The sequence below is a fragment of the Pseudomonas palleroniana genome (assembly GCF_003031675.1).
Lineage (GTDB): Bacteria > Pseudomonadota > Gammaproteobacteria > Pseudomonadales > Pseudomonadaceae > Aquipseudomonas > Aquipseudomonas palleroniana.
On sequence record NZ_PYWX01000063.1, the window covers coordinates 60,609 to 73,852 of the forward strand.

Consider the following 13,244-nt stretch of genomic DNA (forward strand, 5'->3'; position numbering starts at 1 on the left):
CCGATGGCGGTGTATCAGTATCAGATGTCCTGACCGACCTACTGCTATCGGGAGCAAGCCCCCACATTTTGATTGGATTTACACCGGCATTACGTCAATCGCCAGTAGCGACCTTCCGCGCAGGATCGGTAATCCACTCGCTCCACGACCCCGCATACAAGGTGCCCAAGGGGTAACCCGCCAGGCTCAGGGCGAACAGGTTGTGGCACGCCGTCACGCCTGAGCCGCAGTAGGCAACCAGCTTGTCCGGCGAGCGGCCCTGCAACTGCGCGGCAAACCGCTGCTTGAGCTGTTCGGCCGGCAGGAAGCGGCCGTCACTGCCCAGGTTTTCACTGAATGCCTCACATTGCGCGCCAGGAATATGCCCGGCGACCGGGTCGATAGGCTCCACTTCGCCGCGAAAACGCGGTTGAGCGCGGGCATCGATCAACGTCATGCCGGGTTCGCCCAGACGTTTTTGCAGCTGTTCGGCATCTACCAGCAGATGATTGTCCGGCGTGCCGGTAAAGGCTCCCGGCTCGATCACCGGTGCATCCAGGCTCAACGGGAAACCGGCCGCGTGCCAAGCCTTGAGGCCGCCGTCCAGGATAAACACGCCATCGCGCTTGCCCAGCCAGGCCAGCAGCCACCAGGCGCGGGCGGCATAGGCGCCAGGCCCGTCGTCATACAGCACAATGTCGGTGTCGGCGTTGATGCCCCACGCCCGCAGTTGCTGTACCAGAGTGTCCGCCGCCGGCAGCGGGTGACGACCGGTCACACCCTTCGTCACCGGGCCGCTGAGGTGACGCTCCAGGTCGGCGTATTGCGCGCCTTCGATATGCCCTTCGGCATAGCTGCAAAGCCCATAGTCAGGGTCTTCCAAGGCAAAACGGCAATCAAGGATCACCAGCCCTCCACGCTGTTGGCGCTCGGCCAGTTGCTGGGGGCTGATCAGTTGCGCAAGCGGCATGACGGACTCCTGTGAACAGATTAGGGAAAGGTCCTACTTCACTTCTTCCAGTGCCTGATTCAACGGCACGTAAAACTCTTTGAACAGCGCATCTACTGCTTCCTTCGCCTGGGGTGTGACAAACCCCGCCTCCAGCACCAGCACCTGATACACCCCGCGTTTGATCGCTTCAGCGCTCAAGTGCGCGGAGTTTTCATTGGTGGTGCACAGGAAACGTACCCAGGAGGTGAGAATGATCCAGGCATTGAGGGTCAGGGCTTCGGTTTGCACCTTATCCATATTGAGGATGCCGGCATCGACGAACCCTTGGTAGATGGCACCGCCCTGGGTCAGGCAACGTTGGGAGAAACGCCGGTAGCCGGTGGCCAGTTCCGGATCGCTTTCCAGCAAATGTTCAAGATCACGGTGCAGGAAACGATAGCGCCACATGCCGGCCAGCACGGCCTGCAGATAGAAGCGTTTGTCTTCGACGGTGACGGCGCGGCCTTGGGGCGGCCGCAGGAAACTGTCCACCAGGGCTTCATATTCACGAAACAGTACGGCGATGATCGCCTGCTTGTTGGGGAAGTGGTAGTACAGGTTGCCCGGGGAAATTTCCATATGGGCGGCAATGTGGTTGGTGCTGACGCTACGCTCGCCCTGCTGGTTAAAAAGCTCCAGGCTGGTTTGCACAATGCGCTCGCTGGTCTTTACTCGTGGTGCCATAGGGGATCAGCTTCTGTACACGTGATGAGGCATCTTACGGCCTATCCTTGCCAGGATAAATCCGCATGTTGCTGCAATGTTATTTGACAATTTAGAGTAATGACTCTAATAAATGATGCATTCCAATAATAGTCGGGAACTGCGCCATGTCTGCCAACGTTGCCTATCTGCAAGATTCCCAAGGGCCGGATCAACTCCAGCCCCTGTTCGACGCACAACGGCGTGCCTACGCGGCCAACCCGATGCCGCCGGCCGAGCAGCGCCAGCAATGGCTCAAGGCATTGCGCGACCTGCTCAGTGACGAACGCCAGGCGTTGATCAACGCGATCAGCCAAGACTTCAGCAACCGCAGCGCCGACGAAACCCTCTTCGCCGAATTGATGCCCAGCCTGCATGGCATTCACTATGCCAGCAAACACCTCAAGGGCTGGATGAAACCCTCCCGCCGCGCCGTAGGCGTCGCCTTCCAACCGGCTTCAGCCAAAGTCATCTACCAACCGCTGGGCGTGGTCGGGGTGATCGTGCCCTGGAATTACCCGCTGTATCTGGCTATAGGCCCGCTGGTCGGGGCTTTGGCGGCGGGTAACCGGGTGATGCTCAAGCTCAGCGAGTCCACCCCTGCCACTGGCGAGCTGCTCAAAACCCTCTTGGCGAAAATCTTCCCCGAGGACCTGGTGTGCGTGGTGTTGGGCGAGGCCGAAGTGGGCATGGCGTTTTCCAGGCTGCCCTTCGATCACCTGCTGTTTACCGGCGCCACCAGCATCGGCAAGCATGTAATGCGTGCTGCCGCCGAACACCTCACGCCGGTCACCCTGGAACTGGGCGGCAAATCCCCTGCCATCGTTTCCGCCGATGTGCCGCTCAAGGATGCCGCCGAACGTATCGCCTTCGGTAAAGCCTTGAACGCCGGGCAGACCTGCGTGGCACCGGACTACGTGTTGGTGCCGGAAGATCGCATCGAGGGTTTCGTCGAGGCCTACACCCAGGCCGTTCGCGGGTTTTATCCGACCCTGGCCGACAACCCGGACTACACCGCCGTCATCAACGAACGGCAATTGGCCCGGCTCAATAGCTACGTCAAGGACGCGACCGACAAAGGCGCCACCCTGATTGCGCTGTATGACCAGGGCCAGGCACGACGCATGGCCCACAGCCTGCTGCTTGACGTCAGTGATGACATGATCGTGATGCAGGATGAAATCTTCGGGCCTTTGCTGCCTATCGTGCCTTATCGCGGCCTCGACCAAGCCTTTGCCTACATCAACCAACGCCCTCGCCCACTGGCCCTTTATTACTTTGGCTACAACAAGGGCGAACAGGACCGTGTGCTTCACGAAACCCATTCCGGTGGCGTATGCCTGAACGACACTCTGCTGCATGTGGCTCAGGACGACATGCCGTTTGGTGGCATCGGCCCGTCAGGCATGGGCCACTACCATGGTCATGAAGGCTTCCTGACGTTCAGCAAGGCCAAAGGCGTATTGGTGAAACAGCGCCTGAACGCCGCAAAGCTGATCTACCCGCCCTATGGCAAATCGATCCAGAAGTTAATCCAGAAGCTGTTTATCCGCTGATATCTACACCTTCGGGACTCTCCACCTTCGGGACCATAAAAACAATGAACCCCAGCCTGACTGAATCACCCGCGCTGTCACGGCGCGGCGTCTTGAAAATCGGCCTGTGCGCCAGCGCCTTCCTGACCACCGCCGGGTTGGGCGCCAGCCTCAGTGGCTGCTCCAGCAGCACCCCGGCCAGCGGCTTTGCCATGCTGCGCAGCAGTGACCTGCCCTTCCTGCGTGCAGTGATTCCGGTGCTGCTCGAAGGCGCCGCCAGCGTCCAGGCGGTGGTCGACGGGGTTGAAGACACCCTGAAAAAACTCGACTACAGCCTGCAATACCTGTCGCCGGAAATGTTCAAGCTCACCCAGCAACTGTTCGATGTATTGGCCATGGGCATCACCCGTGGCCCGCTGACCGGGATCTGGGGCAGTTGGGAAAACGCCAGCGCGGAGCAAATCCGCAATTTCCTGCACCGCTGGGAAAACAGCTACCTGAACCTGCTGCGCATGGGCCAGGGCTCGTTGCTCAAGCTGGTGATCATGGCCTGGTACTTTCGGCCAGAGTCCTGGGCCCACTGCGGCTACCCCGGCCCGCCGAAGATCTGATGCGTATCTTCCCTCATAAAAACAAGAGACGACCCTGATGCCCGTACCCGATCTGTTCCGCGACGGCCTGGCCCGCGGCTGGAAAACCCACAATGGCGCCGCCCTCGACAACGACCTGACCCTGGAAGCCGACGTGGCGATCATCGGCAGCGGTGCCGGCGGCGGCACCACGGCTGAAATCCTCAGCGCGGCGGGCTACAAGGTGCTGCTGATCGAAGAAGGCCCGCTCAAGACCAGCAGCGACTTCAAGCTGTTGGAGGACGAGGCTTACGCCAGCCTGTACCAGGAAGGTATCGGCCGCATGAGCAAGGACGGCGCGATCACGATCCTGCAGGGGCGGGCCGTGGGCGGTACCACGCTGATCAACTGGACCTCTAGCTTCCGCACACCCGACCCCACGCTGACCCACTGGGCCAGTGAATACGCGGTCAAAGGCCACAGCAGCGCCGAGATGGCGCCGTGGTTCGAGAAAATGGAACAACGCCTGGGCATCGCACCCTGGGCCATTCCACCCAACGCCAACAACGATGTGATCCGCAAGGGCTGCGAACAGCTCGGCTACAGCTGGCACGTGATCCCACGCAACGTGCGCGGCTGCTTCAACCTGGGTTATTGCGGCATGGGTTGCCCGGTCAACGCCAAGCAGTCAATGCTGGTGACCACCATTCCGGCCACTCTGGAAAAAGGCGGTGAGCTGCTCTACCTGGCCCGTGCCGAACGCCTCAAATACAGCGGCGACACCATCAGCAGCCTGGAGTGCGTGGCCATGGACGAGCGCTGCGTGGCGCCCACCGGCCGCAAGATCACGGTCAGGGCCAAGCATTACGTGCTGTCCGGCGGCGGCATCAACAGCCCGGCACTGCTGATGCGCTCGGACGCGCCGGATCCGCACTCGCGCCTGGGCAAGCGCACGTTCCTGCATCTGGTGAATTTCTCCGCCGGGCTGTTCGACGAGGTGATCAATCCATTCTACGGTGCGCCACAGTCGATCTATTCCGACCACTTCCAATGGCAGGACGGCACCACCGGCAAAATGTCCTACAAGCTCGAGGCGCCGCCCTTGCACCCGGGCCTGGCCAGTACCTTGTTCGGTGGCTACGGCACGCAAAACGCGCTGGAGATGGGACAGTTGCCCCACACCCACGCCATGCTGGCGTTGATGCGCGACGGTTTTCACCCCGACAGCCAAGGCGGCACCGTGGACTTGCGCGGGGACGGTACGCCCGTGCTCGACTATCAAGTTTCACCTTATGCCTGGGACGGCCTGCGCCGGGCCTTTCACAGCATGGCCGAGATCCAGTTCGCCGCCGGCGCAAAGTCGGTCAAGCCACTGCATCACGATGCGCGTCATGTGAACACCCTGGCCCAAGCACGCGAACTGATTGACGGCCTGAACCTGGAATTGCATCGAACCACGCTGGGCAGCGCCCATGTGATGGGCGGTTGCGCCATGGGTGAAGACCCGAAAATCGCAGTGGCCGACAGCCTCGGTCGCCATCACCAACTGCGTAACCTGTCGATCCACGACGGCTCGCTATTTCCCACCAGCATTGGTGCCAACCCGCAATTGTCGGTGTATGGCTTGACGGCGCAACTGGCGACGGCATTGGCCGAACGTCTGAAAACAGCATGAAAAAACCGGGTATTCACGGTATCTATCTACATAAGTCGACTTGGCCGACCGGGATGGCTGCGATACCATCCGGTTCCCCAACGGACTCCGCCAGGACGACGCGATGAACCGAGTGTTGTACCCAGGTACCTTCGACCCGATTACCAAAGGCCATGGCGATCTGGTCGAACGCGCCTCTCGCCTGTTCGACCATGTGATCATCGCAGTCGCGGCCAGCCCCAAGAAAAACCCGCTGTTTCCCCTGGAACAGCGCGTGGAGCTGGCGCGTGAGGTCACCAAGCACCTGCCCAATGTGGAAGTAGTGGGTTTCTCCACCCTGCTGGCCCATTTCGCCAAAGAGCAGAACGCCAATGTATTCCTGCGTGGGCTGCGTGCGGTGTCGGACTTCGAATACGAATTCCAGCTGGCCAACATGAACCGCCAATTGGCGCCGGACGTGGAAAGCCTGTTCCTAACGCCGTCGGAACGTTATTCGTTCATTTCCTCGACGCTGGTCCGTGAGATCGCGGCGTTGGGCGGCGATATCACCAAGTTCGTGCACCCGGCCGTCGCCGATGCGCTGACGTTACGCTTCAAGAAGTAAGAATGACTGTGGCGAGGGAGCTTGCTCCCGCTGGACTGCGCAGCAGTCCCAGCCTCGTCAAGCAAAGACCCGGGGCCGCTTTGCGCCCCAACGGGAGCAAGCTCCCTCGCCACAGGCTCGCACTGCGGGCGCCAATGCGGCACAATTGCGCGCATTAGTTTTCAGATGCCTTGGCTGACCGCCCTGGCAGGAGTTTCCATGTCCCTGATCATCACCGACGATTGCATCAATTGCGACGTCTGCGAACCTGAGTGCCCGAACGCTGCCATTTCCCAGGGCGAAGAGATCTACGTGATCGACCCGAACCTGTGCACCCAATGCGTCGGCCACTATGACGAGCCTCAATGCCAGCAAGTGTGCCCGGTAGACTGCATTCCACTCGACGAAGCGCATCCCGAGACCGAAGAGCAGTTGATGGAGAAGTACCGGAAGATTACCGGTAAGGCCTGAAGCTTATCGGCGCCCATTCGGGCCTCATCGGGAGCAAGCCCCCTCCCACAGTTGACCAGGTTCCACCATGAGAATGCGGTCGAGTGTGGGAGGGGGCTTGCTCCCGATGGCGATATCCGCCCTCACACCGCAATCAGCGCTGGCACTTGGGGCAAAACACACTCGCCCGCTGCCCCAGCACCACATTGCGCAACTCGCTCCCGCAGAGCTTGCACGCCTCGCCTCCTCGGCCGTAGACGAACAGTTCCTGCTGGAAATACCCCGGCTGTCCGTCACCACCGATAAAGTCCCGCAGCGTGGTACCGCCCCGCTCGATGGCGGCCGCCAGCACGCGCTTGATCTCGATCGCCAGCTTCAAGTACCGCGCTCGTGAAATGCCGCCGGCCTCTCGACGCGGGTCGATGCCCGCCGCAAACAGCGCTTCCGTCGCGTAGATGTTGCCCACGCCCACCACCACCGCGTTGTCCATGATGAATGGCTTCACCGCCATCGAACGGCCACGGGACAGTTGGAACAGGCGCTCGCCATCGAACAGCTCGGTCAAAGGCTCCGGGCCGAGGCGGATCAGCAGTTCGTGATTGTGTGGGTCCTGGCTCCACAGCATGGCGCCGAAGCGCCGAGGGTCGGTGTAGCGCAGCGCCAGGCCGGATTCGAGTTCAATGTCCACATGCTCATGCTTGGCCGCCGGCAGGCCGGCTTCCACCAGGCGCAAATTACCCGACATGCCCAGGTGGCTGATCAGGGTGCCCACTTCAGCGTTGATCAGCAGGTATTTGGCCCGCCGCTCCACCAGCACGATGCGTTGCCCGGACAGGCGCACGTCCAAGTCCTCCGGGATCGGCCAGCGCAGGCGTCGCTCACGTACCACCACACGGCTGACGCGCTGGCCTTCCAGGTGTGGGGCAATTCCGCGTCTCGTGGTTTCGACCTCTGGTAACTCGGGCATGTGTACCTCTTGAAGACAGGTTTAGTGGGCGCCCAGTTCGCGGATCGACAATTTCATGCTTTCGAAGTCGTAGTCCGACAGGCCCACGTAGTCCAGCACCAGATGGCCGATGGCTTCCCACTCATGGTCCACCGCCTGGTTGCCCAGCACGCGGTGCGACGAGCAAATGTGCTCGGCCATTTTCAGGATCGCCAGCAGGTTTTTCAGCTGCGAATTGCGCGATGACTCATCGCTGAAAATCGCCAGGGCGTTGTGATGGTTGGCAATCGCGTCGGTCACGTGTTCCGGCAGGCGCCAGGATTTGGCGGTGTAATAGCCGACCACGGCATGGTTGGTGTTGAACGCGTTGTTTTCGGTGTCGACCACACGACAGTCGGGGTTGGCGTTGGCGTAGGCTTCCTCGAGCACCGTCATGTAATTGGGAAAACGCTTGAGCATCAACGGCACGCCACAATCGTGGAACAGGCCCAGGGCATAAGCCTCGTCGACCGCTTGCGAGCCGGTGCGCTTGGCCAGGGTCAGGCAGGTCATGGCCACATCCTGGGCAGTGTCCCAGAAGCGGTTGAGGGTGACGATGGTGTCGTCGCTCATCTCGCCCCTGATCGACTGCGCGTTGATCAGGTTGATGATCGAGCGGCTGCCCAGCAGGTTCACGGCGCGCTGGATCGAGGCGATCTTGTTGCTCAGGCCGTAATACGGCGAGTTGACGATTTTCAACAACGCGCCGGACAGGCCCGGGTCCTGGGAGATCAGCCGTGCAATCACCTCCAGGTCTGGGTCGGGCATGTACTGCTCCATCTGCAAATCCACCATGATTTGCGGTTGAGGCGGCACACTGATGCCTTGCAGGGCCTGTTGGATCTGTTCGGCGGAAAGCTCTTGGGACATAAGTACACACTCTGGGCTAGACGGGGATTCTAACCTCTATAGGAACCTGACCGACACCTCAAAAACCTGAACAAAAACCCGGTCAAACGCGCGAGAGGGCTGGTTGCCGATTGCATCAGCGCCGTACGTCAGATACACCGCGCCGCCTGCATCGCGGGCAAGCCCACTGCCACATGAACCGCGCCGCAACAGGTATACTCCCGCTCTTTTTTCCGGAGCGACGTCATGTCCCTGCCAAGCCTGCGTCTCAAAGCCAACGCCGATCGTCGTTTGCGCAACGGCCACCTGTGGGTCTACAGCAACGAAATCGACGTGGCCGCCACCCCACTTCACGGCTTCCAGGCAGGCGACCAGGCCATCCTGGAAGCGGCCGGCGGCAAGACCCTCGGCATCGTGGCCATGAGCCCGAACAACCTGATCTGCGCCCGCCTGCTGTCGCGCGACATCAAGTTGCCGCTGGACAAGTCGCTGCTGGTACACCGCCTGAACGTCGCCCTGTCCCTGCGTGAGCGCCTGTTCGACAAGCCGTTCTACCGCCTGGTCTACGGTGACTCCGACCTGCTGCCGGGCCTGGTGGTCGATCGATTCGGCGACATCCTGGTGGTGCAGATTGCTTCGGCGACCATGGAAGCCCACAAAGACGACGTGATCGCTGCGCTGACCCAAGTGCTCAAGCCAAGCGGCATCCTGTTCAAGAACGACTCCGCCGCACGTGACGCCGAGGGCCTCAACCGCTACGTCGAAACCGTGTTCGGCCTGGTGCCGGAGTGGGTGGCGCTGGAAGAAAACGGCGTGAAATTCGAAGCCCCGGTGATCCAGGGCCAGAAGACCGGCTGGTTCTACGACCACCGCATGAACCGCGCGCGCCTGGCCCCGTATGCCAAAGGCAAGCGCGTACTCGACCTATACAGCTACATCGGCGGCTGGGGCGTGCAAGCTGCCGCCTTCGGCGCCAGTGAAGTGTTCTGCGTCGACGCCTCCGCCTTCGCCCTTGATGGCGTAGAACGCAACGCCGCGCTGAACGGCTTCGCCGAGAAAATGACCTGCATCGAAGGCGACGTCTTTGAAGCCCTGAAAGAACTGAAAGCCAGCGAAGAACGCTTCGACGTGATCGTCGCCGACCCACCGGCCTTCATCAAACGCAAAAAAGACATGAAAAACGGCGAAGGCGCCTACCGTCGCCTCAACGAACAAGCCATGCGCCTGCTCAGCAAGGACGGCATCCTGGTCAGCGCCTCGTGCTCCATGCACCTGCCGGAAGACGACCTGCAAAACATCCTGCTGACCAGCGCCCGCCATCTGGACCGCAATATCCAGATGCTCGAACGCGGCGGCCAGGGCCCGGACCACCCGGTGCACCCGGCGATTGCCGAGACGCGGTATATCAAGAGCATTACTTGCCGGTTGTTGCCGAATAGCTAAGTAACACCAGGCCCCCTGTAGGAGCGAGCTTGCTCCTACAGGAATAGGCTACTTTCTTAAAGGAATTGTCTGATCTGATTTTGATTGAGTTCCACTTTTCCCAGACTAGTATCGGTTTCTGGTTTCACTCCGGAAAACAAAAACAATGTCTGGACCTGCCCTCTCCCGCTTTATCCTCATCACCTGCATTTCACTGATCAGCTTCTTTCCCATCAATATACTGCTGCCCTCATTTCCCGCCCTGTCTGCCCGGTTCGATACGCCCAGCGCAGATATCGCACTGTCCATCAGCCTGTTCACCCTGGTCTTTTCCATCTCCCAACTGGTCGCTGGCCCGCTTTCGGACAAATGGGGACGCAAGGAAGTCCTGCTCGGCTGCATTACGCTGTCGATCCTGGGTGCGATAGGTTGCGCACTGGCACCGGACTATCTGGCTTTTCTGCTGTTTCGAAGTGTCCAGGCAGTGGGTTGCGGTTTCTTTGTACTGGGCCATGCACTGGTGGAAGACCTGTTCGAGGAGCAGGATCGCGCCCGCATACGCCTCTACTACATGACCCTGAGCGGTTCTTTTGTCGCTCTGTCACCGCTGATCGGATCCTGGCTGCAAACCAACTTCAATTGGCAAGGCAGCTTCTACGGCTTTGCGTTGATGGCTTTGGGGATGTTGATCCATGCGTTCTGCATCCTGCCCTCCAAGTCCGCCAGGCAGCACCGCGACCCAGTGTCTGTCCTCGGTACACTCAAAGCCGTCGCTCGCAATCGCGACTTCCTGCGTTACTGGTGGATCGCCGCGCTGGTGTTCGCCTGCTACTTCGCGCTGATCAGTGTGACGCCGCTGATTTTCATGGATGCGCTGAAACTCTCCGAATACCAATACGCGCTGGTGCTGATGGTGTACGGCATAGCCTATCTTCTCGGCGGCGTTGCGGCCTCGCACCTGCAAAAACGCATCTCGCTGTCCCGGCAGATCAACATTGGCCTCGGCCTGCTACTCGTCGCTGGCGTGCTGCTGACATTGATCATCAGCCTTCAAGCCATCACCCCCGTGACCTTGCTGATCCCGATGCTGATCAGTGCCCTGGCCGTCACACTGGTGCGCCCCGCCGCGATCTCTGCGGGCATGCTGCTGTTTTCAAGCAGCGCCGGTACGGCAGCATCAGCAGGCAACAGCATTATGTTCCTGACGGCAGCCATCAGCAGCGCCGTGCTTGCGCAAACCGGGACACATTTATTGATGACCATCGGCGTGAGCTTCATGGTTTTCAGCCTCTGGGGTTGGCTGACGAACGCCAGGGTGGGAAAGTAAAACCCATATTGTGGCGAGCAAGCTTGCTTGCGTTGAGGTGCGAAGCTCTCCCAAAAGGGCCGGCGCCTGCTTCGCCACTGAGCGGGAGCAAGCTGCCTCGCCATAGACGGCCATTCCCTCCAGCCGCCAGCGGTGTAGAATCGGCCCTATTCATCGCCAGTCATCCCCCGGCGGGTTTATGAGCTCAAGGCCACTGCGCGCGGCGATCCCGTAGCGTTTGAGGCAACTTCCGGACACCACGGCCATTTTTCGGGTGTTCCTGACGTCAATAGAGGCTCACTTCCCTTTAGTACCTGATTAGCCGCCCGGAGTGCTCCATGCCAGATTACCGCTCGAAAACATCCACCCACGGCCGCAACATGGCCGGTGCACGCGCACTGTGGCGTGCCACGGGGATGAAGGATGACGACTTCAAGAAGCCAATCATCGCGATTGCCAACTCGTTCACCCAGTTCGTACCGGGCCACGTCCATCTCAAGGACCTGGGCCAGTTGGTCGCCCGCGAGATCGAACGCGCCGGCGGTGTAGCCAAAGAGTTCAACACCATCGCCGTGGATGACGGCATCGCCATGGGCCATGACGGCATGCTGTATTCCCTGCCGAGCCGCGAGATCATTGCCGACTCCGTGGAGTACATGGTCAACGCCCATTGCGCCGACGCCATTGTGTGCATCTCCAACTGCGACAAGATCACCCCCGGCATGCTGATGGCGTCCCTGCGCCTGAACATCCCGGTGATCTTCGTGTCCGGTGGCCCGATGGAAGCCGGCAAGACCAAACTCGCCTCCCACGGCCTCGATCTGGTCGACGCCATGGTCATCGCCGCCGATTCCAGCGCTTCTGACGAGAAGGTCGCGGAATACGAGCGCAGTGCTTGCCCGACCTGCGGTTCGTGCTCCGGCATGTTTACCGCCAACTCGATGAACTGCCTGGTGGAAGCCCTGGGCCTGGCCTTGCCGGGCAACGGTTCCACGCTGGCCACCCACAGCGACCGCGAGCAACTGTTCCTGCAGGCCGGCCGCACCATCGTCGAGCTGTGCAAGCGCTACTACGCCGAGAACGATGAGTCGGTGCTGCCGCGCAACATCGCCAACTTCAAGGCGTTCGAAAACGCCATGACCCTGGACATCGCCATGGGCGGGTCCACCAATACCATCTTGCACTTGCTGGCTGCCGCCCAGGAAGCCGAGATCGATTTCGACCTGCGCGACATCGACCGGTTGTCCCGCAACGTGCCGCAACTGTGCAAGGTCGCGCCGAACATTCAGAAGTACCACATGGAAGACGTGCACCGTGCCGGCGGGATCTTCTCGATTCTCGGCTCGCTGGCCCGTGGTGGCCTGCTGCATACCGACCTGCCGACCGTACACAGCCGTAGCATGGAAGAAGCGATCGCCAAGTGGGATATCACCCAGACCCGTGACGAAGCGGTGCATCACTTCTTCAAGGCCGGCCCGGCGGGCATTCCGACCCAGACCGCATTCAGCCAGTCGACCCGCTGGGAAACGCTGGACGACGACCGCGAAAACGGCTGTATCCGCAGCGTCGAGCACGCCTACTCCAAGGAAGGTGGCCTGGCCGTGCTGTACGGCAACATCGCCCTGGACGGCTGCGTGGTGAAAACTGCCGGTGTGGATGAGTCCATCCACGTGTTCGAAGGCAACGCCAAGATCTTCGAAAGCCAGGACAGCGCCGTACGCGGCATCCTCGCCGACGAAGTAAAAGCAGGCGATATCGTGATCATCCGCTACGAAGGCCCGAAAGGCGGCCCGGGTATGCAGGAGATGCTCTACCCGACGTCCTACCTGAAATCCAAGGGCCTGGGCAAGGCCTGTGCCCTGCTGACCGACGGCCGCTTCTCCGGCGGCACCTCGGGCCTGTCCATCGGCCACGCCTCTCCGGAAGCCGCCGCCGGCGGCGCGATTGGCCTGGTGCAGGACGGCGACAAAGTCCTGATCGACATTCCGAACCGCTCGATCAACCTGTTGATCAGCGATGAAGAACTGGCTGCGCGCCGGGTCGAGCAGGACAGGAAAGGCTGGAAACCGGTGGAAAAGCGTCCACGCAAAGTCACCACCGCGCTGAAGGCTTACGCCCTGTTGGCCACCAGTGCCGACAAAGGTGCGGTGCGTAACAAAGCGATGTTGGATGGACTGTAAGGTTTAACCAATGTATGAAGCCCTGCACGGACGTGCGGG

The 13,244-nt window shown here is 60.7% G+C and carries 12 protein-coding genes; 8 read left to right on the forward strand and 4 right to left on the reverse strand.

The genetic code is table 11. The features are described from left to right. Nucleotides 1–94 precede the first annotated feature (94 nt). Both C9383_RS21875 and C9383_RS21880 read right to left on the reverse strand, forming a co-directional pair. Nucleotides 95–949 (reverse strand): sulfurtransferase, encoded by an 855-nt coding sequence (locus tag C9383_RS21875; protein ID WP_090368197.1) that lies wholly within the window; start codon nucleotides 947–949, stop codon nucleotides 95–97. A 33-nt stretch (nucleotides 950–982) separates the two neighbouring features. Continuing rightward, nucleotides 983–1,654 (reverse strand): TetR/AcrR family transcriptional regulator, encoded by a 672-nt coding sequence (locus C9383_RS21880; RefSeq protein WP_060753484.1) that lies wholly within the window; start codon nucleotides 1,652–1,654, stop codon nucleotides 983–985. A gap of 146 nt (nucleotides 1,655–1,800) precedes the next feature. Between C9383_RS21880 and C9383_RS21885 the strand changes: the two genes are divergently transcribed. From C9383_RS21885 to C9383_RS21905, 5 genes are all read left to right on the forward strand, one after another. After that, the gene (locus C9383_RS21885) at nucleotides 1,801–3,228 is read left to right on the forward strand and encodes a coniferyl aldehyde dehydrogenase (RefSeq protein WP_090368194.1); all 1,428 of its coding nucleotides are present in this window, start codon (nucleotides 1,801–1,803) and stop codon (nucleotides 3,226–3,228) included. 44 nt (nucleotides 3,229–3,272) lie between these two features. Then, a complete protein-coding gene (locus tag C9383_RS21890; RefSeq protein ID WP_090368193.1) occupies nucleotides 3,273–3,818 on the forward strand; it encodes a twin-arginine translocation pathway signal protein in 546 nt (181 codons plus the stop codon). 37 nt (nucleotides 3,819–3,855) lie between these two features. Beyond that, complete coding sequence (locus C9383_RS21895) at nucleotides 3,856–5,451, forward strand: GMC family oxidoreductase (protein WP_090368191.1); 1,596 nt, start codon at nucleotides 3,856–3,858, stop codon at nucleotides 5,449–5,451. A 103-nt stretch (nucleotides 5,452–5,554) separates the two neighbouring features. Continuing rightward, nucleotides 5,555–6,034: a pantetheine-phosphate adenylyltransferase gene (gene coaD / locus C9383_RS21900; RefSeq protein WP_003176711.1), complete on the forward strand. Its 480-nt coding sequence runs from the start codon at nucleotides 5,555–5,557 to the stop codon at nucleotides 6,032–6,034. 198 nt (nucleotides 6,035–6,232) lie between these two features. Beyond that, nucleotides 6,233–6,484: a YfhL family 4Fe-4S dicluster ferredoxin gene (locus tag C9383_RS21905; protein ID WP_003195146.1), complete on the forward strand. Its 252-nt coding sequence runs from the start codon at nucleotides 6,233–6,235 to the stop codon at nucleotides 6,482–6,484. Between the two features lie 133 nt (nucleotides 6,485–6,617). On the opposite strand, the gene mutM is transcribed toward C9383_RS21905, so the two are convergent. Further along, nucleotides 6,618–7,430: a bifunctional DNA-formamidopyrimidine glycosylase/DNA-(apurinic or apyrimidinic site) lyase gene (mutM, locus tag C9383_RS21910; protein WP_090368188.1), complete on the reverse strand. Its 813-nt coding sequence runs from the start codon at nucleotides 7,428–7,430 to the stop codon at nucleotides 6,618–6,620. Between the two features lie 21 nt (nucleotides 7,431–7,451). Further along, nucleotides 7,452–8,264 (reverse strand): HDOD domain-containing protein, encoded by an 813-nt coding sequence (locus tag C9383_RS21915; RefSeq protein ID WP_174554053.1) that lies wholly within the window; start codon nucleotides 8,262–8,264, stop codon nucleotides 7,452–7,454. A 279-nt stretch (nucleotides 8,265–8,543) separates the two neighbouring features. On the opposite strand from C9383_RS21915, the gene C9383_RS21920 reads away from it, so the two are divergent. The 3 genes from C9383_RS21920 to ilvD all read left to right on the forward strand — a co-directional run bounded on the left by C9383_RS21920 (nucleotide 8,544) and on the right by ilvD (nucleotide 13,205). After that, complete coding sequence (locus C9383_RS21920; protein WP_060753490.1) at nucleotides 8,544–9,740, forward strand: class I SAM-dependent rRNA methyltransferase; 1,197 nt, start codon at nucleotides 8,544–8,546, stop codon at nucleotides 9,738–9,740. Between the two features lie 145 nt (nucleotides 9,741–9,885). Further along, nucleotides 9,886–11,046 carry an MFS transporter gene (locus C9383_RS21925; protein WP_090368186.1) on the forward strand — a complete coding sequence of 387 codons (1,161 nt, stop codon included), beginning with the start codon at nucleotides 9,886–9,888 and terminating at the stop codon, nucleotides 11,044–11,046. Nucleotides 11,047–11,363: 317 nt separating this feature from the next. Further along, on the forward strand, nucleotides 11,364–13,205 hold the full coding sequence (ilvD, locus tag C9383_RS21935) for a dihydroxy-acid dehydratase (protein WP_090368184.1): 1,842 nt from the start codon (nucleotides 11,364–11,366) through the stop codon (nucleotides 13,203–13,205). The last annotated feature ends 39 nt before the right edge of the window (nucleotides 13,206–13,244 follow it).

Excerpts from the sequence above, each read along its gene's own strand:
- C9383_RS21875 (WP_090368197.1), bottom strand. The coding sequence starts at position 949 with ATGCCGCTTGCGCAACTGATCAGCCCCCAGCAACTGGCCGAGCGCCAA.
- C9383_RS21880 (WP_060753484.1), bottom strand. The coding sequence starts at position 1,654 with ATGGCACCACGAGTAAAGACCAGCGAGCGCATTGTGCAAACCAGCCTG.
- coaD (WP_003176711.1), top strand. The coding sequence starts at position 5,555 with ATGAACCGAGTGTTGTACCCAGGTACCTTCGACCCGATTACCAAAGGC.
- C9383_RS21925 (WP_090368186.1), top strand. The coding sequence starts at position 9,886 with ATGTCTGGACCTGCCCTCTCCCGCTTTATCCTCATCACCTGCATTTCA.
- C9383_RS21905 (WP_003195146.1), top strand. The coding sequence starts at position 6,233 with ATGTCCCTGATCATCACCGACGATTGCATCAATTGCGACGTCTGCGAA.
- C9383_RS21920 (WP_060753490.1), top strand. The coding sequence starts at position 8,544 with ATGTCCCTGCCAAGCCTGCGTCTCAAAGCCAACGCCGATCGTCGTTTG.
- C9383_RS21895 (WP_090368191.1), top strand. The coding sequence starts at position 3,856 with ATGCCCGTACCCGATCTGTTCCGCGACGGCCTGGCCCGCGGCTGGAAA.
- C9383_RS21885 (WP_090368194.1), top strand. The coding sequence starts at position 1,801 with ATGTCTGCCAACGTTGCCTATCTGCAAGATTCCCAAGGGCCGGATCAA.
- C9383_RS21890 (WP_090368193.1), top strand. The coding sequence starts at position 3,273 with ATGAACCCCAGCCTGACTGAATCACCCGCGCTGTCACGGCGCGGCGTC.
- ilvD (WP_090368184.1), top strand. The coding sequence starts at position 11,364 with ATGCCAGATTACCGCTCGAAAACATCCACCCACGGCCGCAACATGGCC.
- mutM (WP_090368188.1), bottom strand. The coding sequence starts at position 7,430 with ATGCCCGAGTTACCAGAGGTCGAAACCACGAGACGCGGAATTGCCCCA.